The following is a 23,331-nucleotide window of genomic DNA, read 5'->3' on the forward strand; positions in this document are numbered from 1 at the left end:
GTCAGCCGAGCCGCCGTTCGCGGGCCGCGGGCACATCCTTTGATGCTTCGGCGTTTCGCATCGCGGCAACGGCTTCCTCAAAGCCGGTCAGGCGGTCGACGACGTAAAGCGGGCGCCGCTTCACCTCGGCGTGGATGCCGCCGACATAGAGGCCGATAATGCCGGTCATGAAGAGATTGATGCCGGACAGGAAGGAGATGATCACCACGGTCGACGTCCAGCCATGGACGACGCTGCTGACGAAAAGCCAGGAAAACAGGGCATAGACGCCGAGCAGGGCGGCAAAGCCGGAGATGGCCAGCCCCGCCCACAGCGCCAGCCGCAGCGGCTTGTCGGAAAAGCTGACGATGCCGTGCACTGCCAGCCGCACCATCTTCCAGAACGGGTATTTGGTTTCGCCCGCCGCCCGTTCGGGCCGTTCGAACGACACAGCCGTCTGCTTGAAACCCATCCAGCCGAACATACCGCGCACGAAGCGGTCGCGCTCGGGCATCTGCTTGAACGTGTCCAGCGCCTTGCGCCCGACCAGGCGGAAATCGCCGACGTCGCGCGGGATGTCGACCGAGGTCATATGTTCGAGCACGCGGTAGAACAGCTTGGCGGTGATCCGTTTGAACAGCGTTTCGCCCTCGCGCTTGGTGCGGCGGGCATAGACGATCTCGTAGCCCTCCTTCCATTTGGCGACGAGGTCGAGCACCACTTCGGGCGGATCCTGCAAGTCGGCATCCATGACGATCACGGCGTCGCCGGCAGCCGCGTCCATGCCGGCGGTGATCGCGATCTGGTGGCCGAAATTGCGCGACAGCTCGATCAGCCGGAAGCGCGGATCCGAAGCGGCCATGCCGCGCAGGAAGATGACGCTTGTATCGCGGCTGCCGTCGTCGACGAAGATCGCCTCGGCGCTGTCGTCGAGCTTGTCGAGCAAGGCCGTGATCCGCCGGACAAGCAGCGGCAGCACCGCCTCTTCATTGAAGATCGGGATGACCAGTGAATAGACCGGGGCCTTGCGGCCAGCGGCATTGCCCGCATTGATCACCGGTTGCCTCCCGACACCCGCTGGAGTTTGGCTGGCAACGCTAGTCGGGATTGCCTAAGGCGCCGTTAAGGAATCACAACTTCCGCAGCGCCACTTCCTCGATCAGGTGGTTGGCGCCCTTGCGCAGGATGAGGTCGGCCCGCGCCCTGGTCGGCAGGATGTTCTCGCGCAGGTTCTTCAGGTTGATGTTGGCCCAGAGCCCCTCGGCGATGGCCCGCGCGGCATCCTCGGAAAGCTGCGAATAACGGTGGAAGAAGGAGTCCGGATTGCGGAAGGCGGTCTCGCGCAGCCGCATGAAACGCTGGATGTACCACTGGTGGATCAGCTTCTCGTCGGCATCGATATAGATGGCGAAATCGAAGAAGTCGGACAGGAACGGCACGATCTTGCCGTCCTTCGGCAGCTTGCCCGGCTGCAGGACGTTGATGCCTTCGAAGATCAGGATGTCGGGACGGTCGATGGTGACGAACTCGCCGGGAATGACGTCATAGGTCAGGTGCGAATAGACCGGCGCGCTGACGCTGCTCTGCGCCGACTTGATGCCGGACAGGAACCTCAGCAGCGCGCCGACATCGTAGCTCTCGGGAAACCCCTTGCGCTCCATGAGGTTCTCGCGGCGCAGGATCTCGTTCGGCAGCAGGAAACCGTCGGTGGTGATGAGATCGACCTTCGGGCTCGAAGGCCAGCGCGCCAGAAGCTCCTTCAGCACGCGCGCCGTGGTCGATTTGCCGACCGCGACCGAGCCGGCGATGCCGATGATGAAAGGTGTCTTGACGACGTCCTGCGCATTGAAGAAGGCCTGCCGCTGGCGAAACAAGAGCTGGCTTGCCTCGACATGGGCCGACAGCAGCCGCGACAGCGACAGATAGATGCGCTTGACCTCTTCGAGGTCGACCGGGTCGTTGAGCGAGCGCAGCCGGTCGATCTCGTCGCCGGTCAGCGTCAGCGGCGTGTCGGCGCGGAACTGCGACCATTGCTCGGCCGAGAAGAAACGATAGGGGGAATATTTCTCGGTAGGAGCAAGCTGGTCCATCGAGTTTCCTGCCTCCTAAAGCATGATGCCGAAAAGTGTGAAGCGGTTTTCGGGCGACATCACGCTTTATCCGCCTCTTTCAGCCCTTGGGCCGCGACGCCTTTTCGGCAATCCCCGAACGGCCGGTGCGGCCCTCGAGCTCCTTGAGCACATCGTCCAGCGGAACGCCCGCGATGCCGAGGACGACTAGCCAATGATATAGGAGATCGGCGCTTTCCGAAACGAGCGCCCGCCTGTCGCCGCGGACGGCGGCGATCACGGTCTCGACCGCTTCCTCGCCGAGCTTCTGCGACGCCTTTTCGATGCCCTTGGCGAACAGCTTCGCCGTCCACGAGTCCGGGTCGCCGGAATGGGCGCGATGATGGATGATCTGTTCCAGCTCGGCGAGCGAAAAGTCTGCCATAACAGTCGTTTATGCTCGTTCGACGGGTGAGTCCAGCCGCATCGGCAGCCCGGCTTCTGCCATATGCGCCTTGGCCTCGGCGATCGTGTAGGTGCCGAAATGGAAGATCGAAGCGGCAAGCACGGCGCCCGCATGGCCGTCGCGGATGCCTTCGACCAGGTGATCGAGCGTGCCGACGCCGCCCGATGCGATCACCGGCACGCGCACCGCGTCGGCGATCGCGCGCGTCAGCGCGATATCGTAGCCGGCCTTGGTGCCGTCGCGGTCCATCGAGGTCAGCAGGATCTCGCCGGCGCCGCGCTCGACCATCCTTCTGGCGAAATCGACGGCGTCGATGCCGGTCTTCTCGCGCCCGCCATGGGTGAAGATCTCCCAGCGGTCAGCCTCGCCGGCCGCCGACACCTTCTTGGCGTCGATGGCGACGACGATGCACTGATTGCCGAACTTGTCGGCGGCTTCCGCGACGAAATCCGGGTTCTTCACCGCCGCCGTGTTGATCGACACCTTGTCGGCGCCGGCCAGAAGCAGCTTGCGGATATCGGCCACCTGGCGCACGCCGCCGCCGACGGTGAGCGGCATGAAGCATTGCTCGGCCGTGCGGGCGACGACGTCGAAGATCGTCTCGCGATTGTCCGACGAAGCGGTGATGTCGAGGAAGCAGAGCTCGTCGGCGCCGGCCGCGTCATAGGCCTTGGCCGCCTCGACCGGATCGCCGGCATCGACGAGATCGACGAAATTGACGCCCTTGACCACGCGGCCGTTGTTGACGTCGAGGCAAGGGATGACACGGGCCTTCAGCATCACTTGCCTTCCAGCGTCGAGAGCAGGTCGACCACCAGCTCGCCGACCAACGGCGGCACATCGCCCTTGGGGTCGAAGGCCGGATCGTAGGCCGAAATGGTCAGCCCGGCGATGCTGAGCGGACCGGCAAGGCCGCACATGGCGGTGCGCACCTGTTCGGGCGCCGGGCCGCCAGGCGTGGTGTAGCGGTTGGCCTGCAGCTTTTCGGGGTCATGCACGTCGAGGTCGACATGCATGTGCACCCGCTTGGCGCCATCGGTCTTCAGTCTCTGCGCCGCGCTCTTCCAGTCCGGGCATTCGGTCCGGATGATCGGCAGCTTCTCCAGCAGTTCCTTTTCCGCGCTGTCGAGGTCGCGCGCGTTGACCAGAACGCTGCGCGACGGATCGACCGGCTTGAAGCCGGGGATCTGGTTCGCCATCCGCCGCCAGCACAGACCGAGCACGGTGGCCAGCGCCATGCCGTCGAGGAAACCGGTGGTGGTGGTCTCCGGCGTGTTGAGATCGCCATGCTGGTCGGCCCAGATGATGGCGTCGGCGCCCGCGCCGGCCACGGCGCCGGCGCTGGTCAGGCAGTTGCCGGCCAGCACGATCGGAAACCGCTTCTTGTCCAGCGCCATGCGGACTTCGCCCGAAACGGCGTTGCAGACGGCAAAGCCGGTGCCGATCTCGCGTTCGTCTTCGTCCTCGACCACCTTGCCGATGTCGGTCACGTCGACATCGTGCCCGGCGAGCTTCAGCGCCTCGGCCAGCCCGCCGGAAATCAGCGCGTCCGGTCCCTGGCCGCAGCCGCTGTGAAAATGGCCGCTGTCATAGGATGCCAGGATGATCGAAATGTTCACGGTCTTGCCTCCGCCCTCTCGCCGCGCAGGATCGCCAGCGCCTCGGCCGGCTCGATACGCCCGTCATATAGGGCGCGCCCCGAGATCGCGCCTTCGAGCTTCTGCGCGTCGGGCATCGTCATACGCACGATGTCGGCGATCGAGGCGAGGCCACCGGACGCGATCACCGGGATCGACACCGCCTCGGCAAGACTGATCGTCGAATCCCAGTTGATGCCGGTCAGCACGCCGTCGCGGTCGATGTCGGTGTAGATGATGGCGGCCACGCCCGCGCCTTCGAACTTCTTCGCCAGCTCGATGACGCCGAGCTCGGAGGCCTCGGCCCAGCCTTCGACGGCGACCTTGCCGCCCTTGGCGTCGATGCCGACGGCGACCTTGCCCGGGAAAGCCTTGCAGGCCTGCCTGACCAGCTCCGGCTCGCGCACGGCGACCGTGCCCAGGATGACGCGGGCAAGGCCGCGATCCAGCCAGTCCTCGATCTGCGGCAAGGTGCGGATGCCGCCGCCGAGCTGCACCGGGTTTTTCGTCGCCTTCAGGATGGCGCCGACCGCGGCGCTGTTGACGCTCTGGCCCTTGAAGGCGCCGTTGAGGTCGACGACATGCAGCCACTCAAAGCCCTGGTCCTCGAAGGCCTTGGCCTGGGCAGCCGGATCGTCGTTGTAGATGGTGGCGGTGGCCATGTCGCCGTGTTTCAGGCGCACGCATTTGCCGTCCTTGAGATCGATAGCGGGAAACAGGATCACGGTCAGGTACCCTCGACGATGACGAAATGGCCGGTCGAAGCGGCGAGCCGGTATTTCGACGCCTCCTGGTACTCGGGTGATTGGTAGCACGCTACCGCCGTGTCATAGGAATCGAACTCCACCACCACATGGCGATTGCCCGTCGGCGCCTCGGGATTTTCATAGCGGCCCGCCCGCACGATGAACTTCGCGCCATATTTCGCAAAGGCCTTGGCGTTGGCCTCGATGTATTTTTTGTAGATGTCCTGGTCGCGCACATCGATCAGCGCGATCCAATAGCCCTTCTTGGTCGTCATCAGGGCCTCCATTTCAGGAAATTGGTGATCAGCGCCAGGCCGAGCGCCTGGCTCTTCTCGGGATGGAACTGCGTGCCGGCAAGGTTGTCGCGCGCAACCGCAGCCGTCACCGTGCCGCCATAGTCGGCGGTCGCCACGATCTCGGCCGGATTCTTCGCATCCAGGTGGTAGGAATGGACGAAATAGGCATGCAGCCCCTTCGGACCCGTCTCGATGCCGGAAAACAGCGGGTGCTTGCGCGAAAGCTCGATCGTGTTCCAGCCGATCTGCGGGATCTTCAGCGCCGGATCGGACGGCGTGATCTCCTTGACGTCGCCGGCGATCCAGCCGAGGCCCTTGGTGACGGTCTTCTCCAACCCGCGTTCCGACATCAGCTGCATGCCGACGCAGATGCCGAGGAACGGCCGTCCCTTGCGCAGAGCCGCCTCTTCCACCGCCTCCCACATGCCGTTGACGGCATGGAGGCCGGCGGCGCAATCGGCATAGGCGCCGACGCCCGGCAGCACGATGCGGTCGGCGCTGCGCACACGCTCCGCATCGGCCGTGAGCTCGATCGTCGCGGCAATGCCGGCCTCATGCGCTGCGCGCTCGAAGGCCTTGGTGGCCGAGCGAAGATTGCCCGAGCCGTAGTCGATAATGGCTACTCGCATATCAGGGCCTTCCAGGCGTATGGGTCAATCCCAGCGCCATGCCGGTCTGCGGCGGCCGCGCCAGCGACGCGTCCGGCACGATGCGCGGCATCGGCGCCGGCTCTTCCGCATGGTCATCGACCTCCGCCGCATAGCGTATCTCGGCGTCGCCGAGATTGTCGGCGGCGACCACCCCCCATTCGCGGCAGCCACGCCGGCGCAGCGCCGCCATGCGCAGGGCCTGGCCTTCGAACCCGACATAGAGCGAGACCAGCAGCGACAGCATCGATCCGGCCCATTCGAGCCCGAGCCTCTCGCCGATCGCCGACAGCACCGCCATGACGACGAAGGCCAGCACGGCCTCGATCCACAGCCGGTTCCAGGCGAGCCAGAGCGGCGAGAACAGGAAGCCGAGCCAGGTGAAGCTGTCGCGCACGAAACGGATGTCCTCGGCTTTGTCGCCCGACGGCGGCTCCATCACGACATAGATCGCCATAGCCTATCCTTTCAGCGATCCCTTGGTGGAGGGCACCGCGTCGGGCTGGCGCGGGTCGGGCTCAAGCGCGGCGCGCAGCGCGCGCGCCACCGCCTTGAAGCAGGTTTCGGCGATGTGGTGGTTGTTGGCCCCGTAATGGTTGGCCACATGCAAGGTGATGCCGGCATTCTGCGCCAGCGCCTGGAAGAATTCGCGCACCAGTTCGGTGTCGAACGTGCCGATCTTCGGCGACGAGAAGGCGACGTTCCAGACCAGGAAAGGGCGGCCGGAGACATCGATCGCCGCCCTGGTCAGCGTCTCGTCCATGGCGAGATCGACCGAGGCGTAGCGCATGATGCCGCGCCGCTCGCCCAGCGCCTTGCTCAAGGCCTGGCCGATCGCGATGCCGGTGTCCTCGACCGTGTGGTGGTCGTCGATATGCAGGTCGCCCTTGGCCTTGATCGTCATGTCGATCAGCGAATGCCGCGACAGCTGGTCGAGCATATGGTCGAAGAAGCCGACGCCGGTCGAAATGTCGGCCTTGCCCTTGCCGTCGACATGGACCGAAACGGAAATCTCGGTTTCCCTGGTCTTGCGGCTGACTTCGGCGGAACGCGTCATCGTCGTGTCCTTGTTGCCCCGCGCGGAGGCTTCGGGCTTGAAAACGAGAGCCTTCTATCAGCATGATCCGGCGATTGCCAGTTGCCATTCCGGTCGCTATCGGCCTAGGTCCGGAGCGGTTTGCAATCGTTAGCCTCATGCATACATATGGCCGATCAAAGTCACTCGTACCGCGCCAATCGCCTTTCAAGGGATAGCGCGCATCGGAGCAAGAAATGTCGAATGAACTTACCATGCACGCCACGACCATCGTCAGCGTGCGCAAGGGCAACAAGGTTGTGATCGCCGGGGATGGCCAGGTCAGCCTTGGCCAGACGATCATGAAGGGCAATGCGCGCAAGGTGCGCCGCATCGGCAAGGACGGCAGCGTCATTGCCGGGTTCGCTGGCGCTACCGCCGATGCCTTCACCCTGTTGGAGCGGCTCGAAGCCAAGCTCGAACAATATCCGGACCAGCTCACCCGCGCCTGCGTCGAGCTCGCCAAGGACTGGCGCACCGACCGCTATCTGCGCCGGCTGGAAGCCATGATGCTCGTCGCCGACAAGTCCGTCTCGCTGGCGCTGACCGGCAATGGCGACGTGCTGGAACCCGAGCATGGTGTCATGGCCATCGGTTCCGGCGGCAATTACGCGCTGGCCGCGGCCCGCGCGCTGATCGACACCGACAAGGATGCCGAGGAGATCGCCCGCAAGGCGATGCAGATCGCGTCCGACATCTGCGTCTACACCAACAACAATTTCGTCGTCGAAACGCTCGATGCCGCGTGAGGTCCATGATCGGGGAGAGGATCATGGCCGACCAGGAGCATAGCTACGATTTTCGGCCGGTCACCGAAAAGGACCTGCCGTTGATCGCCCAATGGCTGCGCGAGCCGCATGTCGCTGAGTGGTGGGACGATCCGGAAAAGGAAATCTCCGAGATCCGCGAGCATATCGATTCGGTCTCGGTGGAGCCGCTGATCGTCGAGCTCGACGGCAGGCCGATCGCCTATCTGCAGAGCTACGACCCGCATATGGAGGACGACCATCCCTACGCCGACCAGCCTTTCGGCACGTTGGGCGTCGATCTCACGATCGGCCCGCCGGAGCTGGTCGGCGTCGGCCATGGCTCGGCCATCGTGCGCCAGTTCGTCGAGGAGCTGTTCGAGGAAGGCGCACCGCGCGTCATCATCGATCCGCATCACGACAATGGCCGCGCCATCCGTGCCTATGAGAAGGCCGGCTTCAGGTCGATCGGGCGCAGGCATTCGCAATATGGGGACGTCGTGCTGATGGCCGTCGATGCGGCCGAGGACGACGAAAATCTGGGGGACTGAGGCAATGACCGCATCCGGAGAGGATAAGACGCTTTCGGCCTATGAGGACAGCTGGCGCATGGGCCTGCTGCTCGTGCTCGCCCTGATCATCTTTCAGGCGGGTGCCTTGTACGGCATGGGCCATCCGCCGATCTGCACCTGCGGCTACGTCAAGCTCTGGCATGGCGTGGTCAACAGCTCGGAGAATTCCCAGCACATCGCCGACTGGTACACCTTCTCGCACATCATCCACGGGTTCCTGTTCTATTGTCTGGCCTGGGCACTGTTCCCGCGCTCGCCGGTAGGCTTAAGGCTCGCCTTTGCCGTCTTCATCGAGGGCGGCTGGGAGCTTTTGGAAAACAGCCCGTTCATCATCGACCGCTACCGCGCCGGCACCATCTCGCTCAACTATTACGGCGATTCGATCATCAACTCGGTGTCCGACACGCTGTTCATGGCGCTGGGATTTGTGATGGCGCGAAAGCTACCTATATGGGTGATCATTGCCCTGGCGCTCATCTTCGAGCTCGGCACGGGCTACATCATCCGGGACAATCTGACGCTCAACGTGATCATGCTGCTGCATCCGTTCGAGTCCATCAAGCAGTGGCAAAGTGGAATTTGAGTAATATGAGCACCTTTTCTCCCCGTGAAATCGTTTCGGAACTCGACCGCTTCATCATCGGCCAGAAGGACGCCAAGCGCGCCGTGGCCATTGCCTTGCGCAACCGCTGGCGCCGCCAGCAGCTGGAAGGCCAGATGCGCGAAGAGGTGATGCCGAAGAACATCCTGATGATCGGCCCGACCGGCGTCGGCAAGACCGAGATCTCGCGCCGCCTGGCGCGGCTCGCCGGCGCACCCTTCGTCAAGGTCGAAGCCACAAAATTCACCGAGGTCGGCTATGTCGGCCGCGATGTCGAGCAGATCGTGCGCGACCTCGTCGAGGTTGCCATCGGCCTGACGCGCGAGAAGATGCGCGAGGACGTCACCGCCCGCGCCCAGATCAATGCCGAGGAACGCGTGCTTGAAGCCCTCGTCGGCAAGACGGCGAGCCCGGCCACGCGCGACAGTTTCCGCAAGAAGCTGCGTGACGGCGAGCTCGACGACAAGGAGATCGAGATCGAGGTGGCCGACACCGGCACCGGCGGCATGCCCGGCTTCGAGATTCCCGGCATGCCCGGCGCGAATGTCGGCGTCCTCAACATCAACGACGTGCTGTCGAAGGCGATGGGCGGCCGCAGGACGAAGACCCGCAAGACCACGGTGCGCGATTCCTACGCGCTGCTGGTAAACGACGAGTCCGACAAGCTGCTCGACCAGGACGAGGTGGTGCGCCGGGCACTGGAATCGGCCGAAAATGACGGCATTGTCTTCCTCGACGAGATAGACAAGATCGCGGCTAGGAGTGACATTTCGGGCGGCCCGTCGCGCGAGGGCGTGCAGCGAGACCTGCTGCCGCTGGTCGAAGGCACGACGGTTGCGACCAAATACGGGCCGATCAAGACCGACCATATATTGTTCATCGCGTCCGGCGCCTTTCACGTTTCCAAGCCGTCCGACCTTTTGCCGGAGCTGCAGGGCCGCCTGCCGATCCGCGTCGAGCTGCGCGCGCTGGAGAAGTCGGATTTCGTCCGCATCCTCACCGAGACCGAGGCTAGCCTCATCAAGCAGTATATCGCGCTGATGAAGACCGAAGGCGTCGAGCTGACCTTCACCGACGACGCGATCGATTCGCTCGCGGGCATCGCCGTCGACCTCAACGCCAGCGTCGAGAACATCGGCGCCCGGCGCCTGCAGACGGTGATGGAGCGCGTGCTGGACGAGATTTCCTACGATGCGCCGGACCGCAACGGCACGGCGGTCACTATCGACGCCGCTTATGTCGAGAAGCATGTCGGCGACCTGTCGCGCAACACCGACCTGTCGCGCTTCATCCTCTAGGCTCCGCTGCCGGCGGCAGCACTCCTTCCCCTCGCTCGTCGCGCGGATGGGATGGATATCTGCCGCATCGGAGCGGATCTTGATTGAAGCCTGTCTCACTGCTATCATTGTGCTCAATGAGAGCATGAGGAGCGCATGGCCGGAAATCTACACGTCCGCAATCTGGATGACGACTTGATCGCCAAGCTGAAGATGCGTGCCGCCCGGCATGGGCGCTCGGCTGAGGCCGAGCATCGTGAAATCCTTAGACAGGCGCTGGAAAAGGAGAGCGAGCCCTCGTTCGATGAGCTGGCCGCCCAGCTGCGGCGGCTCACTGCGCAGCGAAAGCAGACACCTTCCGAAGTGCTGCTGCGCGAAGGACGTGACGAACGGTGACGGAAACGCTCGTCGTCGACGCCAGCATCGCGGTCAAATGGGTGGTCGAGGAGGAGGGTACGCCTCTGGCGCTTGGCTTGCGGCATGGTCGACGCTTCGCAGCGCCGGAACTGCTGATCGTTGAGTGCGCCAACATTCTCTGGAAAAAGGTCCAGCGCAGTGAAGTCAGTCGCGAAGAGGCGAAGATGGCCGCAAGCTTGCTGGAACGCGGCGATATCGAATTGTTCGGCATGCGGGGATTGCTTGCCAAAGCGACCGAGCTGGCGACGGTTATCGGTCATCCGGCCTATGACTGCATGTATGTCTGCCTTGCGATGAGCCGAAACTGTCGCTTTGTGACCGCGGATGAGCGCCTGGTCCGAGTGCTGCACCAGAAGGCTCCCCGTGAAATCGCCAATCTCTGCGTGACCTTGGAGCAGCTCTCAGCCGGTTCGAATTAATGCCGTCGATCGATGCCCGCCGGTTCTTGTCAGGCGGCAACGCAACGGCGCCTCACCACGGTCCCTTACCTCAAACCTGCAGTGTGGCCAGATGGTACCATCTGGCCAGGTTTCGATCCGGTTTGACAGCGCCTTCTCTCGACTCTGTCGTGCGCTTTTCCTAGTTTGCCGCGAATTCAAAGGCGGCGGCATGAAGAAATATATCCTGCTTTTTCTAGGCATCGCTTTGGCGGCGGCGGTGACGATCGCCGATGCCGCGACCTTGGTGCCTCCGGGCAACCGCAACAGCGTGCAGCCGGATATTCCGGGCGCGTCGAGCCGGCGCACCCAGGCAACCAACACCACCTTCCAGGCCAAGTACCGGAAAGTCTACGCGTTGCTGCAGAACGATGCCGAGCTGCGCGGCAAGATCAGGAAGGTGGCGGCTGCCTACGGCATCGATCCGATGCATATCGTCGGCGCCATCGTTGGCGAGCATACCTACAATGTCGACGCCTACGACCGGCTGCAGACCTATTACGTCAAGGCGATGTCCTATCTGTCGAGCAAGTTGACCTTTGCCTATGATGGCGAGGATGTCAGCGATTTCGTCCAGCGCCCGGAATTCAAGAAATGCGCCGGCATGGACGACAGCTACGATCTGTGGGAATGCCGCGAGCAGGTCTGGAACCATGCCTTCCGCGGCAAGAGTGTCGGCGGCGAGGATTTCCCCAACGACCGCTTCGGCGCCACCTTCTTCCAGCCCTATTATGCCGGCCAGACTTTCGGCCTCGGCCAGCTGAACCCGCTGACGGCGCTGCAGATGAGCGACCTGGTGCACAAGGTCTCGGGCCTGCCCGAGCTCAACGTGAACGACCCCAACACGGTCTACAAGACCATTATGGATCCGGACCTGACGCTGCCCTACGTCGCCGCGACCATCAAAAAATCCATCGACGCCTACCGGACCATTGCCGGCTTCGACATCTCGAAAAATCCGGGCCTGACCGCCACGCTCTACAATGTCGGCAATCCCGAACAGCGCGCCTATGCGCTGAAGGCCGAGAACGACAAGCGCCGCGCCGCCGGCGAACCGGAAAAGCTGCCCGAGGAGAATTATTATGGCTGGCTGGTCAACGACAAGCTCGATGAGCTGAAGGCGCTGTTCTAGGGCGCCCTTAGCCAGTCGCTCGGTGACCCTCCGAGGCGAGATACGCCTCGAATTGGCGCATTTCCTCGGGGGCCGCCTCCACGATGTGGCGCGGCTCCGGATAGGCGCCGGACTGGATGTCGTCGGCATATTCGCGGAAGGCGGCGATGCGCTCGTTCTGGAGGCGATCGAACTCCGCCCCGAAGTCCCGGTAGCGCTTGGCATGGCGCGGATAGTGCCCGCGATTGGAGCCAAGCACGTCTTCCGAGAATAGATATTGCGCGTCGCAGCCCGTGCCCGCGCCCATCGAGATCATGATCAGCGGCGTGCGCATCGAGATCGCGGCGGCGACACCTGCCGGCACCACCTCGATTTCGGCCGCGAAGGCTCCGGCCGCTTCGAGGTCCTTGACCTGCCTCCACACCAAGGCAGCGCTTTCAGCGGTCTTGCCGACCGCCTTGAAGCCACCCGTCCAGGTCGCATGCGCCGGGATCAGGCCGACATGGCCGCAGACCGGAATGAGCTCGTCGCGCAGTCGGCGAATCGTCTGCAGGCTGGCCGAGCAATAGATGGCGTCGGCGCTTGCCGCGCGCAGCCTGACTGCCATGCGCAGGATCTCGTTCGTGGTGGCGCCCAGTTTCATGCGTTCATCGCCGGGAATGGCAAAGCATGTGGGCGCGGCGTCGCGAAAGCGCGGGTCGAGCATCACATCATACGGGACCGAGATGAGGTCGATACCGGCGCGTTCGGCGGCCTCGGCCTCTTCAAGCGAAAAGACGCGCAGCTTCGAAAGCTGGCGCTTACCCTTCAACGACTGCAAATCGGCTACGGTCAGTCTGCTGCGTGCCATATCTCTTGATCCCTCAATGCCGGTTGGAGGCGAACTACGCCGCGAGCAGCGATTTCAGCTTGACCGCCTGCGAGCCCAGCGCTTCAGGCGATGGTGTCGCCCGTTTGGCGATCAGCATTTCCGCCAGGCGGATATCGCGCGCCACCGCATTGCCGGGGCCGATGCCGCTGGCGGCGACCAGCCTGCCGTTCTCGGCGAGATGGAACAGGATGAAGGCACTGTCGTCGAGGTCGCGCCGTACCACCGAGCGGCCCTCGTCCGAAAGTCCGGCGATCTGCAGGGTCAGACCATACTGATCCGACCAGAACCACGGCACGGCGGCATGCGCCTCATCGGCGCCCAGCATGTTCCTGGCGGCCAAAGCGCCCTGTTCCTGCGCGTTGCGCCAGGCTTCCAGCCGTACCCGCCGGCCGCCATAGACGGCGAGCGGGAACGAGCAGCAATCGCCGGCGGCGAAGATATCCGGGTCGGCGGTGCGCAGATGCTCGTCGACGGCGATACCGTTGTCGATGGCGAGCCCCGCCTCAGCGGCAAGCGCCGCCACCGGCACGGCGCCGATGCCGATCACCGCCAGATCGGCCATGATGTTCTGGCCGTCGGCCAGCGTGATGGTGACCTTCGCGCCTTTGTCGGCAATCGCCGCGATTCCCTGGCCGGTGCGGATCGAAACGCCTTCGGCCTCATGCGCCTCGTGGATCACCTCTGCGATCTCGGCCGGCACGCCGCGCATCAGGATGCGCGGCTGCGCCTCGATGACCGTGACGGCGGCGCCAAGCTTGCGTGCTGAGGCCGCCAATTCGAGGCCGATGAAGCCGCCACCGATGATGGCGACGCGGTTTCCGGCGCTGAGATGGGCGCGGATGGCAAGCGCATCGTTGAAGGTTCTGAGATAAACGCAGCGTCCGCCCAGCCCCGGCAGCGGCAGCTTGCGCGGCACGGACCCGGTCGCCAGCAGCAGTTTGTCATAGGGAACGGAAGAACCGTCCGACAGCTGCACGGCGCGTGCGGCGCGGTCGATCGCGACGGCCCGGATGGAATGGATGTGCCGGATCGAGCGCTCGGCCAAAAACTCTTCGCTGGCGATCGCCTTGATGACCGGCGCCTCGCTGGCCATCGCTTCCTTCGACAGCGGCGGCCGCTCATAAGGCAGATGCGGCTCGTCGCCGATAAGCGTCACCGGTCCTTCAAAACCGAGATCGCGCAGCGTAAGCGCTGCCCGCCCCCCGCATTCGCCGGCGCCGATGATCACCATTCCTCCCGTCATTGTCGTCACCCGACCTGAATGAGGACTTTGCCGGCGTCGACCTTGACCGGATAGGTTTTCAGGTTGACGCAGACCGGCGCGCCGCGGGCGTCGCCGGTCTTGTAGTTGAAGCGGCCATTGTGCTTGGGGCATTCGATGATGTCGTCCATCACCAGCCCGTCGGCCAGATGCACCTTTTCGTGCGTGCACAGGCCGTCTGTCGCGAAATATTCGTCGTCCGGGCTGCGATAGATGGCGAAGGTGCGGCCGGCATGGTCGAACCGCATTACGTCCTCTTCGTCGATATCCCCGGCCGCGCAGGCCTCGACCCAGTCGCTCATTTCTTTCTCCTGAAATTCGTGGTCAGCTGGTCGGGCCACTCACTCGGCCCCGGCCGCCACCGGGTTGTCGCTGTGCAGGTCTTCCCGATAGGGCTTCGCCGTTGGCGGCAGCGCGCGTTTGAGGAAATAATCCTCGTTGCGCAGCTGGCGCAGGAAAGCCGGAGTCATTTCGCGATAGCCGGCCAGGATCGATGGCGTCGGCGCAGGCAGATCGTGCTTGATCATCTCATGCAGCTTCGGCAGCGCATGATAGGGCACCATCGGGAACATGTGATGCTCCACATGATAGTTCATGTTCCAGTAGATGAACCGGCTGATCGGGTTCATCAGCACCGTGCGGCTGTTGAGGCGGTGGTCGATGACATTGTCGGCGAGGCCGCCATGTTGCAGCAGGCCGGTCATCACATGGTGCCAGGCGCCGTAGAGGCGGGGCAGGCCGACAAGCATCAGCGGCAGCCACGAATGCAGATAGAGCGCCAAGGCGATGGTCGCGATGTAGATGGCGAGCCAGATGCGGGCTATGCGGATCGCCTTCGGTTGCTCCTGCTCGGGAATGAAGGTCTTTTCCGCCGCGCTGATGACGCCGGCGGCGTTGCGGACCATGTCGGTCATCGCATGCCAGGCGTCGACGATGCCGAAGAAGTTCAGCACGACCCGCAGCAAATCCGGCGGCCGCATGACGGCGATCTCCGGGTCGCGGCCGACGATGATGGTGTCGGTGTGGTGACGCGTATGGCTCCAGCGCCATGTCACCGGGTTGCGCATGATCATGAAGCAGGCGAGCTGGTAGACGGCGTCGTTCATCCACTGCGTGCGGAAGGCCGTGCCATGGCCGCATTCGTGCCAGCGGGAATCGGTCGAGGAGCCGTAGAGCGTGCCATAGACGAAGAGGAACGGCACACACCACCAGCTGCCCCAGAACCAGATGCCGCCCGCGGCGCTGACCATGAAAGCGGCGAGCCAGATGATGGTGTCGCGGATCGCCGGCTGGTCGGAGCGCTGCATCAGCTCCTTCATCTGCTTGCGCGGGATGTCGGTGTGGTACCACTCGGCCGCGGCAAGCCCGTTCTCGACCGCGAGCCTGGCGTCCCGCCCGGTCAGGCTGTAGTCGCGCGGCGACGCGGCCGAAGAGCTGATTGCCGTCATAGAGGTTCCTCCGCCAGCGCACTGGCGAACCGCTCCGACCATGCGGAGCTCGCGCATCGCTGACTTTCGACTTCAGCATAGTCGCAGGGACTGATAGTCTCAACATCACAAAGATAGTTTCTATCATTTCATATCAGAATGGATTATCCTAAGTCGGGTTAGGCGATGGAGCGTCATTGATGGTAAAGCGGCCGACAATTACCGATCTTGCGCGCGTCTCGGGCGTCAGTGTCGCCACGGTCGACCGGGTGCTGAACAGCCGCCTGCCCGTGCGCAAGGAAACCGCGCGCCGCGTCTACGACGCCGCCACCGAGATCGGCTATCACGCCGCCGGGCTGATCAAGCAGCGCATGCGCCAGGAATTGCCGGAATATAGGCTCGGCTTCCTGCTGCTCAGGGGCAACGATGTCTTCTATGGCGATTTCGCCAGGGAGCTTGAACTGGCGGTCGCACAGTCGCAGCGCTTTCGCGGCGTCGCGACGATCGACTTCGCCGCTTCGCTGGCGCCCGACGAGATTGCCGCCCAGATGCGCAGGCTGGCGGCGAAATCGCGGTCCATCGCCGTCGTCGGTCCGGATCATCCGAACCTGACGGCGGTCGTCGAGACGCTGAAGGCGAGGGGGCAGCCGGTCTTCTCGCTGCTGTCCGACTTTGCCGCCGGCATCCGCGAGGGCTATGTCGGGCTCGACAACCGCAAGGTCGGGCGGAGCGCCGCATGGATGATCGCCAAGGCTGCCAGGAAGCCCGGCAAGGTGGCGCTTTTCGTCGGCAGCCATCGCTTCCACGGCCATGAGCTGCGCGAGATCGGTTTCCGCTCTTTCTTCCGCGAGCATGCGCCGGACTTCACCGTGATGGAGACGCTGGTCAACCTCGAGGCCAATGACGTGACGCATGACGCCATGCTCGACATTCTGGCGCGCCATCCCGACCTTGCCGGCTGCTACGTCGCCGGCGGCGGCATGGAGGGCGCGGTCTCGGCGCTGCGGACGGCGAACCCGGCCGAGATGCCGGTCGTGATCTGCAACGAGATCAACGCCGTCTCGCGCGCGGCGCTGGCCGACAACATCCTCACCATGGTGATCTCGACGCCGCTCGCCGCGCTGTGCCGCGAACTCGTCGGGCTGATGGCGCATGCCATCGAAAGCGGCGCCGCCAATGCGCCGGGGCAGACCTTCCTGCCCTTCGATATCTATCTGCCGGAAAACATCTAGGCGCCAAGCGCATAGTCGATGTGATGCAATCTATCAGGCTGATGGATTCTTTCATCGCGGTTCATTCGGATTCTGGCGCAAGTTTCGACGAATTTGGTCTTCGTCACGTCGATGGTGATCGAAAAACCGGCTGCTGCGGTCGGAATCGCCCTTGACGTTTCCCAAACGAAATGGAATAAATATTTCACTAACTAGGCCTTTTGGTTCTTTCGTTCCGGAGTACCTGTTCGAGCGGAGGAAGAGGCGTTCCATTCGAATGGCGACGCCAGATGGCCGCAGGGAGAGATTCTCCGGGCAAACCGGAGATTCCGGTTCAATAGGTGCAGCCGGACACCAAGTGGAGGAGAGATAAAATGAAGAAACTGCTTTTGGGCGTCGCGCTTTCGGCGCTGATGTGTTCATCCGCCTTCGCCGCCAAGATCGGCGTTTCGATGGCCCTTTTCGACGACAACTTCCTCACCGTCCTGCGCAACGGCATGATCGCGCAGGCCAAGGGCATGAGCGGCGTCGAGCTTCAGGTCGAGGACGCGCAGAACGACGTGGCCAAGCAGCTCGACCAGATCAAGAACTTCGCCGCCTCGGGCGTCGACGCCATCATCGTCAACCCGGTCGACACTTCGGCCACCCAGGCGATGTCGGACGCGGCCGCCGCGGCCAAGATCCCGCTGGTGTATGTCAACCGCGAGCCGGTCAACGTCGACAAGCTGCCCGACAACCAGGCCTTCGTCGCTTCGAACGAGGCCGAGTCCGGCACGCTCGAGACCAAGGAAGCCTGCCGCCTGCTCAAGGAAGCCGGCAAGAAGGAGGCCAATGTCTATGTGATCATGGGCGAGCTTTCCAATCAGGCCGCCGTACAGCGCACCAAGGACATCGAGGAAGTCATCGCCACGCCTGATTGCAGCTTCATCAAGATCATCGACAAGCAGACCTCGAACTGGAAGCGCGACGAGGCGCAGAACCTGATGACCAACTGGCTGTCGTCCGGCAAGGCGTTCGACGGCGTCATCGCCAACAACGACGAAAGCGCCATCGGCGCCATCCAGGCGATGAAGGCCGCCAACATCGACATGAAGTCTGTCGTGGTCGGCGGCGTCGACGCCACCCAGGACGCGCTGGCCGCGATGCAGGCGGGCGATCTCGACGTCACGGTCTTCCAGGACGCCGCCGGTCAGGGTGCCGGCGCGCTCGACGCCGCGCTGAAGCTCGCCAAGGGCGAGAAGGTGGAACACAAGGTCTATATCCCGTTCCAGCTCGTCACCCCGGCGAACATCGACAAGTTCTTGAAGAAGAACTGAGCTGCGCCAACGCAATTCCGGGAAAAGTGCGTAGCGGTTTTCCATACGAAATTGCGTGAAGACAAGCCGCGGAGTGGTGCCGCGACGCATCGGACTGGCTGAATAGGCTGCTGATCAAGCGACGCCGCTCTGTTCCTCTCCCGCCCGATCGGGCGGGAGAACGGGCGCGGTCATTCGGAGGAAAAGACGTGTCACAGACATCGCATGGCATTGGCGGGCTGAGCTACGACGCCAAGAAGCGCCCATGGCCGGCCGAGTTCAACGTATTCCTGGCGCTGGTCATCCTGGTCGGCGCATTCGAGCTGATCGGGCGTGTCTTCCTCGGCGACAGCTTCCTGTTCAACACCCGCGAGAACGTCTCTGGGATCTTCAACGAGCAACGCCTGCAGATCATTATCCTGCAGGTGTCGATCGTCGGCATCATCGCCATCGGCGTCACCCAGGTGATCATCTGCGGCGGCATCGACCTTTCCTCGGGCTCCGTGGTCGGCGCCACGGCCATGATCGCCATGAGCTTCGCGCAAGTCGCGACCGTCAACGGCAACCCCAACCCCAAGGCGATGTTCATCGATTATGGCTGGACCGACCTGCCGGTCATCGTGCCGCTGCTGGTCGCGATCGGCTGCGGCCTGATCGCCGGCCTGATCAACGGTCTGCTGATCGCCTACACCCGCATTCCGCCCTTCATCGCCACGCTCGGCATGATGGTGACAGCCCGCGGCATCGCCAAATGGTGGTCGAAGGGCCAGCCTATCTCGTTCCCGACCGACAGCTTCGCCGCCATCGGCAAGGGCCTGATGCCGGTCGTCATCTTCATCTCGCTGGCGATCCTGTTCCAGCTCATCCTGACCTACACGAAATACGGCAAGCACTGCTACGCCATCGGCTCCAACGAGGACGCCGCGCGCATGTCCGGCATCAAGATCGCCAACCACAAGGTGCTGGTCTACGCCATCGCCAGCATCCTCGCTTCGCTCGCCGCGGTGGTGTTGTCCTCCAAGAACCTCACAGCGCAAGCCGGCATGGGCGTTATGTATGAGCTGGACGCCATTGCCATGGCGGTCATCGGCGGCGTTTCGCTGTCGGGCGGCCGCGGCTCGATCGTCGGAACCGTGATCGGCTCGTTGATCTTCGGCGTCATCATTTCCGGCTTCACCTTCCTGCGCCTCGACGCCTACTATCAGGAGATGGTCAAGGGCGTGATCATCGTCGGCGCGGTCGTTCTCGATCAATGGCGCCAGCGTCGCCGGGCGATAGGAGCTTGAACATGTCCGACATCGTTCTGAAGACCGAAAACCTCACCAAGCATTATGGCGGCGTGCACGCGCTGCAGGAGGCGAATTTCGAGCTGCGCAAGGGCGAGCATGTCGCCATCATGGGCGACAACGGTGCCGGCAAGTCGACCTTCGTGCGCCAGATCACCGGCGTCGAGCAGCGCACCGACGGCAAGATCTGGTTCGACGGCAAGGAGGTGAATTTCTCCGGCCCCATCGAAGCGCGCGAGGCAGGCATCGAGACCGTGTTCCAGAACCTTGCCCTGGCCGACGATCTCGACGTGCCGTCCAACCTGTTCCTCGGCCGTGAGAAGGTGCTGTTCAATCTCGGGCCATTCTCGATCCTTGACCGCAAGGCGATGCGCAAGGCGACTGAGGCGGCGCTTGTCCGCACCGCGGTGAAGATCCCGAACCTCTCCAGCACCATCCGTCACATGTCGGGCGGCCAGCGCCAGTGCGTGGCGATCGCCAGGACGGCGACCTTCGCCTCCAAGCTGATCATCATGGACGAGCCGACGGCGGCGCTCGGCGTGCAGGAGACAGCGCAGGTCGAAAACATCATCCGTACGCTGAAGGAGAACGGCGAGCCGCTGATCCTGGTCAGCCACAACATGCGCCAGGTGTTCGACCTGGTCGACCGCATCGTCGTCTTCCGCCGCGGCAAGATCGTCGCCAATCTGCGCAAGCAGGATACCGATGGCAACGATATCGTCGCCTACATCACCGGCGCCAAGACCGGACAGGCCGAGCTACAGGCCGCCTGACCGGCGCCACGACAGGAACAACCAATCGTCCGCGCCGAGAGGCGCGGACCGCCTATAAAACCCACCTCGAAGGACATTCCATGACACTCCGCTTCGCTCTTCTCGGCGCCGGCCGTATCGGCAAGGTGCATGCCCGCGCCGTCGGCTCCAACCCCCAGGCCGAACTTGTGGCCGTGGCCGATGCGTTCGAGAAAGCGGCGACGGAGCTCGCCTCCGCCTATGGCGCCGAAGTGCGCACGATCGAGGCAATCGAACAGGCCAAGGACATCGACGCCGTCATCATCTGTACGCCGACCGACACCCATGCCGATCTCATCGAGCGCTTCGCCAAGGCCGGCAAGGCGATCTTCTGCGAGAAGCCGATCGATCTTTCCGTCGAGCGCGTCGAAAAGTGCCTGGCGGTGGTCGAGAAGACCAAGGCCACGCTGATGGTGGGTTTCAACCGCCGCTTCGATCCGCATTTCGCCGCTGTCCGCAAGGCGATCGACGACGGCGCCATCGGCACCGTCGAGATGGTCACCATCACGTCCCGCGACCCAGGCGCCCCGCCGCTCGACTACATCGCCCGCTCCGGCGGCATTTTTCGCGATATGACCATCCATGATTTCGACATGGCGCGTTTCCTGCTGGGCGAAGAGCCCGTCGCCGTCAGCGCGCATGCTTCGGTGCTTGTGGACAAGAAAATCGGCGAAGCCGGCGATTTCGACTCGGTCAGCGTCATCCTCGAGACCGCATCCGGCAAGCAGGCCGTCATCTCCAACTCGCGCCGCGCCACCTATGGTTATGACCAGCGCATCGAGGTGCATGGCTCGAAGGGCATGGTCGCGGCCGAGAACCAGCGGCCGGTCTCGATCGAGCTTGCCAACGACAAAGGCTACACCCGCCCGCCGCTGCACGACTTTTTCATGACCCGCTACATCGACGCCTATGCCAACGAGATTGCTGCCTTCATAGCTGCCGCGACTGCGGGCAAGAAGGCGGCGCCGAGCGGCAAGGACGGGCTGGTCGCGCTGAAGCTGGCGGATGCGGCGCTGAAGTCGGCCAAGACGGGCAAGACGGTCCGCGTCGATTGAACGTTTGACCTAGATTACTGGAGCAAAACGATGAGCGGTTTGGCCGGTCGCAATTCTGAAACGCGCGCCATCGTCACCGGTGGCGCGCAGGGCATCGGCTTCGCTGTCGCCGAGGCCTTGGCGGACGAGGGCTGCTGCGCGCTGGCGCTGATCGGCCGCTCGCAGGAAAAGGGCGACAAGGCGGTGGCAGTGCTGAAGAAGAATGGCGTCGACGCCATCTTCATCAGCGCCGATGTCGCCAAGGTGGCCGATTGCAAGCGCGCCGTGGCAACGGCGCTTGGCCATTTCGGCACGCTGAACGCTTTGGTCAACGCCGCCGCCACTTCCGCGCGGGGATCGTTGGTCGAGACGACTGAAGAGCTCTTTGATCAGATCTTCGACACCAATGTGCGCGGCCCCTTCTTCCTGATGCAGGGCCTTGTCGCCCATCTGCTCGAACGCAAGGCGCCGGGCTCGATCGTCAACGTGCTGTCGATGTCGGCGCATGCCGGCCAGTCCTTCCTGACGCCCTATTCGACCAGCAAGGGCGCGCTGATGACGCTGACCAAGAATGTCGCCAGCGCCTACCGGAAGAACCGCATCCGCTGCAACGCCGTGCTGCCTGGATGGATGGACACCGAGGGCGAGGACATCGTGCAGAAGAAGTGGCACGACGCGCCCGACGACTGGCTGGCAAAGGCCGAGGCCGCGCAGCCGATGGGCCAGCTGGTGAAGCCGGCACAGCTTGCCCGGCTGATCACCTATATGGTCAGCCCGCAGGCCGGCGTCATGACGGGATCGCTGGTCGACTACGATCAGAACATAGCCGGCGTGATCGGGGAGTAATTCAGTACAGCTGAGGTCCTGTTGCAGCGGCGTTGCGATTCCCATATATAGTCATGATGGTCATACTAGTCATGAGAATGCGATGCTAACGTCACCCAAAGACGCCAACTGGACGGTCGCCGGGGCAAAAGCCCGCCTCTCCGAGGTCATCGAGCGCGCGCAGTTTTCACCGCAGACGATCACCAAAAACGGCAAGCCAAGCGTGGTCGTCGTCTCAGCGGAGGAATGGCAGCGAAAGACCGCACGTAAAGGCACGCTTGCGGAGTTCCTGCTGGACTCGCCGCTGCGTGGCGCCGATATCGACCTGGAGCGGCAACGCGACCAACCGCGCGATCTGCCGCTGTGAGGCTGCTACTCGATACGAATGTGCTGTCCGAGGTGACGAGGCCGGCGCCGGACACGCGCGTTCTGGAGTGGTTGAACGGGCTCGACGAGGACCGCTCCTTCATCAGTGTTGTGTCGATCGCCGAGATCCGGCGCGGCGTCGCCCTCATGGATGAGGGCCGCAAACGCGAGGCACTGGCTGAATGGCTTGCCCACGATCTGCCGCGGCGCTTTGAGCAGAGGGTTTTGCCCGTGGACGAGGCCGTTGCCTTTGCTTGGGGCGACCTAATGGGCCTTGCCAAGCGGCGCGGTCGCGGTCTGTCCTCGATGGATGGGATGATCGCAGCCACCGCGATTGCGCAGCAGCTTACCTTGGCAACGCGCAACACGAGGGATTTCGAAGGCTTTGGAATCGAACTCTTCGATCCCTGGACCGCATGACCAGCGCGCTGCCGTAGTCACAAGAGAACGTCTCGATGCACCCGTACTGGATCACGATAAGCCGTCATCTTGGCGTCGGCGTCACTGCGCGATCGGAAGGCGACGCGCTGCAACTCGTCGCGCTTGCCTTCCCATCCAAAAAAGCGGTCAGCATCGAGATCATCAAGGATATGAACGATCTCGATCAGAATCACGTGCTACCCAATTTGGGTGGGGCCAACTGGCTTCGGCGTGGCATCTGGTTTCCCCAGGGCTACGAGTACATTGCAAGCTGAGACAATGCGTAGCCTCATCGGGTACGTGACAACCGCCTTCGCATCGACTATATGAGCCGCATGATCCACCTGACCGCCTCGTTTTGGTACTTTTATTACAGCTCGCTGGCGGCGGGAGGATTGCGCTCGATCTGAAAACTCCAGATCAAAATCCGACAAGCCGCCAGACCTGGCGGCTTTTTTGTTTCAGCCGGCAGGTCTCCTAAACCAGGAG

At 63.4% G+C, this 23,331-nt stretch carries 30 protein-coding genes; 16 read left to right on the forward strand and 14 right to left on the reverse strand.

All coding sequences use genetic code 11. The annotated features are described in order from the left end of the window. Window position 1: 1 nt before the first annotated feature. From EN869_RS10925 to hisB, 10 genes are all read right to left on the reverse strand, one after another. On the reverse strand, window positions 2-1,036 hold the full coding sequence (locus tag EN869_RS10925) for a glycosyltransferase family 2 protein (protein ID WP_245489475.1): 1,035 nt from the start codon (window positions 1,034-1,036) through the stop codon (window positions 2-4). A 73-nt stretch (window positions 1,037-1,109) separates the two neighbouring features. Next, complete coding sequence (coaA, locus tag EN869_RS10930) at window positions 1,110-2,069, reverse strand: type I pantothenate kinase (RefSeq protein ID WP_127226757.1); 960 nt, start codon at window positions 2,067-2,069, stop codon at window positions 1,110-1,112. 79 nt (window positions 2,070-2,148) lie between these two features. After that, the gene (locus tag EN869_RS10935; RefSeq protein WP_127226756.1) at window positions 2,149-2,472 is read right to left on the reverse strand and encodes a phosphoribosyl-ATP diphosphatase; all 324 of its coding nucleotides are present in this window, start codon (window positions 2,470-2,472) and stop codon (window positions 2,149-2,151) included. Window positions 2,473-2,481: 9 nt separating this feature from the next. Next, window positions 2,482-3,276 carry an imidazole glycerol phosphate synthase subunit HisF gene (hisF, locus tag EN869_RS10940; RefSeq protein ID WP_167507018.1) on the reverse strand — a complete coding sequence of 265 codons (795 nt, stop codon included), beginning with the start codon at window positions 3,274-3,276 and terminating at the stop codon, window positions 2,482-2,484. Then, on the reverse strand, window positions 3,273-4,112 hold the full coding sequence (locus EN869_RS10945; RefSeq protein WP_127226754.1) for an arginase family protein: 840 nt from the start codon (window positions 4,110-4,112) through the stop codon (window positions 3,273-3,275). The genes hisF and EN869_RS10945 overlap by 4 nt, the downstream gene beginning before the upstream one ends. Beyond that, window positions 4,109-4,855 (reverse strand): 1-(5-phosphoribosyl)-5-[(5-phosphoribosylamino)methylideneamino]imidazole-4-carboxamide isomerase, encoded by a 747-nt coding sequence (hisA, locus tag EN869_RS10950; protein WP_127226753.1) that lies wholly within the window; start codon window positions 4,853-4,855, stop codon window positions 4,109-4,111. The genes EN869_RS10945 and hisA overlap by 4 nt, the downstream gene beginning before the upstream one ends. Before the next feature lie 2 nt (window positions 4,856-4,857). Then, a complete protein-coding gene (locus tag EN869_RS10955; protein WP_127226752.1) occupies window positions 4,858-5,151 on the reverse strand; it encodes a DUF1330 domain-containing protein in 294 nt (97 codons plus the stop codon). Further along, window positions 5,151-5,801 (reverse strand): imidazole glycerol phosphate synthase subunit HisH, encoded by a 651-nt coding sequence (gene hisH, locus EN869_RS10960; RefSeq protein ID WP_127226751.1) that lies wholly within the window; start codon window positions 5,799-5,801, stop codon window positions 5,151-5,153. The genes EN869_RS10955 and hisH overlap by 1 nt, the downstream gene beginning before the upstream one ends. A gap of 1 nt (window position 5,802) precedes the next feature. Further along, window positions 5,803-6,276: a DUF2628 domain-containing protein gene (locus EN869_RS10965; protein ID WP_127226750.1), complete on the reverse strand. Its 474-nt coding sequence runs from the start codon at window positions 6,274-6,276 to the stop codon at window positions 5,803-5,805. A 3-nt stretch (window positions 6,277-6,279) separates the two neighbouring features. Then, on the reverse strand, window positions 6,280-6,876 hold the full coding sequence (gene hisB / locus EN869_RS10970; protein ID WP_127226749.1) for an imidazoleglycerol-phosphate dehydratase HisB: 597 nt from the start codon (window positions 6,874-6,876) through the stop codon (window positions 6,280-6,282). Window positions 6,877-7,091: 215 nt separating this feature from the next. Here hisB and hslV point away from each other — a divergent pair, with 215 nt between their 5' ends. The 7 genes from hslV (at window position 7,092) to EN869_RS11005 (ending at window position 12,076) form a co-directional block, all read left to right on the forward strand. Further along, on the forward strand, window positions 7,092-7,643 hold the full coding sequence (gene hslV, locus EN869_RS10975) for an ATP-dependent protease subunit HslV (protein WP_112097212.1): 552 nt from the start codon (window positions 7,092-7,094) through the stop codon (window positions 7,641-7,643). 23 nt (window positions 7,644-7,666) lie between these two features. Then, on the forward strand, window positions 7,667-8,191 hold the full coding sequence (locus tag EN869_RS10980) for a GNAT family N-acetyltransferase (protein ID WP_127226748.1): 525 nt from the start codon (window positions 7,667-7,669) through the stop codon (window positions 8,189-8,191). Window positions 8,192-8,195: 4 nt separating this feature from the next. After that, window positions 8,196-8,795, forward strand: coding sequence for a DUF2585 domain-containing protein (locus EN869_RS10985; RefSeq protein WP_127226747.1), 600 nt, complete (start codon window positions 8,196-8,198; stop codon window positions 8,793-8,795). A gap of 5 nt (window positions 8,796-8,800) precedes the next feature. Further along, on the forward strand, window positions 8,801-10,111 hold the full coding sequence (gene hslU, locus EN869_RS10990) for an ATP-dependent protease ATPase subunit HslU (RefSeq protein ID WP_127226746.1): 1,311 nt from the start codon (window positions 8,801-8,803) through the stop codon (window positions 10,109-10,111). A 135-nt stretch (window positions 10,112-10,246) separates the two neighbouring features. Then, window positions 10,247-10,486 carry a hypothetical protein gene (locus tag EN869_RS10995; protein WP_127226745.1) on the forward strand — a complete coding sequence of 80 codons (240 nt, stop codon included), beginning with the start codon at window positions 10,247-10,249 and terminating at the stop codon, window positions 10,484-10,486. Next, entirely contained in the window at window positions 10,483-10,926 is a 444-nt protein-coding gene (locus tag EN869_RS11000) for a type II toxin-antitoxin system VapC family toxin (RefSeq protein WP_127226744.1), read from the forward strand. Before EN869_RS10995 ends, EN869_RS11000 begins: the two co-directional genes overlap by 4 nt. A 190-nt stretch (window positions 10,927-11,116) precedes the next feature. Next, on the forward strand, window positions 11,117-12,076 hold the full coding sequence (locus EN869_RS11005; protein WP_127226743.1) for a DUF1402 family protein: 960 nt from the start codon (window positions 11,117-11,119) through the stop codon (window positions 12,074-12,076). A gap of 7 nt (window positions 12,077-12,083) precedes the next feature. Here EN869_RS11005 and EN869_RS11010 read toward each other — a convergent pair whose 3' ends face one another. Genes EN869_RS11010 through EN869_RS11025 form a run of 4 tightly spaced genes read right to left on the reverse strand, consistent with a single transcriptional unit; the run spans window position 12,084 to window position 15,635 of the window. Continuing rightward, on the reverse strand, window positions 12,084-12,905 hold the full coding sequence (locus EN869_RS11010; RefSeq protein ID WP_127226742.1) for a 3-methyl-2-oxobutanoate hydroxymethyltransferase: 822 nt from the start codon (window positions 12,903-12,905) through the stop codon (window positions 12,084-12,086). 34 nt (window positions 12,906-12,939) lie between these two features. Continuing rightward, a complete protein-coding gene (locus EN869_RS11015) occupies window positions 12,940-14,169 on the reverse strand; it encodes an FAD-dependent oxidoreductase (protein ID WP_127226741.1) in 1,230 nt (409 codons plus the stop codon). 5 nt (window positions 14,170-14,174) lie between these two features. Beyond that, window positions 14,175-14,489 (reverse strand): MocE family 2Fe-2S type ferredoxin, encoded by a 315-nt coding sequence (locus EN869_RS11020; RefSeq protein WP_042637549.1) that lies wholly within the window; start codon window positions 14,487-14,489, stop codon window positions 14,175-14,177. 39 nt (window positions 14,490-14,528) lie between these two features. Next, window positions 14,529-15,635, reverse strand: coding sequence for a fatty acid desaturase family protein (locus EN869_RS11025; protein WP_127226740.1), 1,107 nt, complete (start codon window positions 15,633-15,635; stop codon window positions 14,529-14,531). Between the two features lie 179 nt (window positions 15,636-15,814). Here EN869_RS11025 and EN869_RS11030 point away from each other — a divergent pair, with 179 nt between their 5' ends. The 9 genes from EN869_RS11030 to EN869_RS11070 all read left to right on the forward strand — a co-directional run bounded on the left by EN869_RS11030 (window position 15,815) and on the right by EN869_RS11070 (window position 23,117). After that, window positions 15,815-16,846, forward strand: coding sequence for a LacI family DNA-binding transcriptional regulator (locus EN869_RS11030; protein WP_127226739.1), 1,032 nt, complete (start codon window positions 15,815-15,817; stop codon window positions 16,844-16,846). A 353-nt stretch (window positions 16,847-17,199) separates the two neighbouring features. Then, complete coding sequence (locus tag EN869_RS11035) at window positions 17,200-18,141, forward strand: sugar ABC transporter substrate-binding protein (RefSeq protein WP_127226738.1); 942 nt, start codon at window positions 17,200-17,202, stop codon at window positions 18,139-18,141. Between the two features lie 188 nt (window positions 18,142-18,329). Then, window positions 18,330-19,406, forward strand: a complete 1,077-nt coding sequence (locus EN869_RS11040) for an ABC transporter permease (protein ID WP_127226737.1) — start codon at window positions 18,330-18,332, stop codon at window positions 19,404-19,406. Between the two features lie 2 nt (window positions 19,407-19,408). Next, window positions 19,409-20,179 (forward strand): ATP-binding cassette domain-containing protein, encoded by a 771-nt coding sequence (locus tag EN869_RS11045; RefSeq protein WP_112097201.1) that lies wholly within the window; start codon window positions 19,409-19,411, stop codon window positions 20,177-20,179. A gap of 80 nt (window positions 20,180-20,259) precedes the next feature. Beyond that, on the forward strand, window positions 20,260-21,252 hold the full coding sequence (gene iolG / locus EN869_RS11050) for an inositol 2-dehydrogenase (protein WP_127226736.1): 993 nt from the start codon (window positions 20,260-20,262) through the stop codon (window positions 21,250-21,252). A 30-nt stretch (window positions 21,253-21,282) separates the two neighbouring features. Then, window positions 21,283-22,077, forward strand: a complete 795-nt coding sequence (locus EN869_RS11055; protein ID WP_127226735.1) for an SDR family oxidoreductase — start codon at window positions 21,283-21,285, stop codon at window positions 22,075-22,077. A gap of 82 nt (window positions 22,078-22,159) precedes the next feature. After that, a complete protein-coding gene (locus tag EN869_RS11060; protein ID WP_127226734.1) occupies window positions 22,160-22,423 on the forward strand; it encodes a type II toxin-antitoxin system Phd/YefM family antitoxin in 264 nt (87 codons plus the stop codon). Then, entirely contained in the window at window positions 22,420-22,842 is a 423-nt protein-coding gene (locus EN869_RS11065; protein ID WP_127226733.1) for a type II toxin-antitoxin system VapC family toxin, read from the forward strand. The genes EN869_RS11060 and EN869_RS11065 overlap by 4 nt, the downstream gene beginning before the upstream one ends. 35 nt (window positions 22,843-22,877) lie before the next feature. Continuing rightward, window positions 22,878-23,117, forward strand: coding sequence for a hypothetical protein (locus EN869_RS11070; protein WP_127226732.1), 240 nt, complete (start codon window positions 22,878-22,880; stop codon window positions 23,115-23,117). The last annotated feature ends 214 nt before the right edge of the window (window positions 23,118-23,331 follow it).

Origin of the sequence: Mesorhizobium sp. M2D.F.Ca.ET.226.01.1.1 (assembly GCF_004022705.2) — a bacterium.
Classification (GTDB): Bacteria; Pseudomonadota; Alphaproteobacteria; order Rhizobiales; family Rhizobiaceae; genus Mesorhizobium.

Bases quoted from the DNA above. Each gene is read 5' to 3' on its own strand.
- coaA (WP_127226757.1), bottom strand. From the start codon at position 2,069: ATGGACCAGCTTGCTCCTACCGAGAAATATTCCCCCTATCGTTTCTTC.
- EN869_RS10935 (WP_127226756.1), bottom strand. From the start codon at position 2,472: ATGGCAGACTTTTCGCTCGCCGAGCTGGAACAGATCATCCATCATCGC.
- EN869_RS10955 (WP_127226752.1), bottom strand. From the start codon at position 5,151: ATGACGACCAAGAAGGGCTATTGGATCGCGCTGATCGATGTGCGCGAC.
- hisH (WP_127226751.1), bottom strand. From the start codon at position 5,801: ATGCGAGTAGCCATTATCGACTACGGCTCGGGCAATCTTCGCTCGGCC.
- EN869_RS10965 (WP_127226750.1), bottom strand. From the start codon at position 6,276: ATGGCGATCTATGTCGTGATGGAGCCGCCGTCGGGCGACAAAGCCGAG.
- hisB (WP_127226749.1), bottom strand. From the start codon at position 6,876: ATGACGCGTTCCGCCGAAGTCAGCCGCAAGACCAGGGAAACCGAGATT.
- hslV (WP_112097212.1), top strand. From the start codon at position 7,092: ATGTCGAATGAACTTACCATGCACGCCACGACCATCGTCAGCGTGCGC.
- EN869_RS10980 (WP_127226748.1), top strand. From the start codon at position 7,667: ATGGCCGACCAGGAGCATAGCTACGATTTTCGGCCGGTCACCGAAAAG.
- EN869_RS10985 (WP_127226747.1), top strand. From the start codon at position 8,196: ATGACCGCATCCGGAGAGGATAAGACGCTTTCGGCCTATGAGGACAGC.
- hslU (WP_127226746.1), top strand. From the start codon at position 8,801: ATGAGCACCTTTTCTCCCCGTGAAATCGTTTCGGAACTCGACCGCTTC.
- EN869_RS10995 (WP_127226745.1), top strand. From the start codon at position 10,247: ATGGCCGGAAATCTACACGTCCGCAATCTGGATGACGACTTGATCGCC.
- EN869_RS11005 (WP_127226743.1), top strand. From the start codon at position 11,117: ATGAAGAAATATATCCTGCTTTTTCTAGGCATCGCTTTGGCGGCGGCG.
- EN869_RS11010 (WP_127226742.1), bottom strand. From the start codon at position 12,905: ATGGCACGCAGCAGACTGACCGTAGCCGATTTGCAGTCGTTGAAGGGT.
- EN869_RS11015 (WP_127226741.1), bottom strand. From the start codon at position 14,169: ATGACGGGAGGAATGGTGATCATCGGCGCCGGCGAATGCGGGGGGCGG.
- EN869_RS11020 (WP_042637549.1), bottom strand. From the start codon at position 14,489: ATGAGCGACTGGGTCGAGGCCTGCGCGGCCGGGGATATCGACGAAGAG.
- EN869_RS11025 (WP_127226740.1), bottom strand. From the start codon at position 15,635: ATGACGGCAATCAGCTCTTCGGCCGCGTCGCCGCGCGACTACAGCCTG.
- EN869_RS11030 (WP_127226739.1), top strand. From the start codon at position 15,815: ATGGTAAAGCGGCCGACAATTACCGATCTTGCGCGCGTCTCGGGCGTC.
- EN869_RS11035 (WP_127226738.1), top strand. From the start codon at position 17,200: ATGAAGAAACTGCTTTTGGGCGTCGCGCTTTCGGCGCTGATGTGTTCA.
- EN869_RS11045 (WP_112097201.1), top strand. From the start codon at position 19,409: ATGTCCGACATCGTTCTGAAGACCGAAAACCTCACCAAGCATTATGGC.
- iolG (WP_127226736.1), top strand. From the start codon at position 20,260: ATGACACTCCGCTTCGCTCTTCTCGGCGCCGGCCGTATCGGCAAGGTG.
- EN869_RS11055 (WP_127226735.1), top strand. From the start codon at position 21,283: ATGAGCGGTTTGGCCGGTCGCAATTCTGAAACGCGCGCCATCGTCACC.
- EN869_RS11060 (WP_127226734.1), top strand. From the start codon at position 22,160: ATGCTAACGTCACCCAAAGACGCCAACTGGACGGTCGCCGGGGCAAAA.
- EN869_RS11070 (WP_127226732.1), top strand. From the start codon at position 22,878: ATGCACCCGTACTGGATCACGATAAGCCGTCATCTTGGCGTCGGCGTC.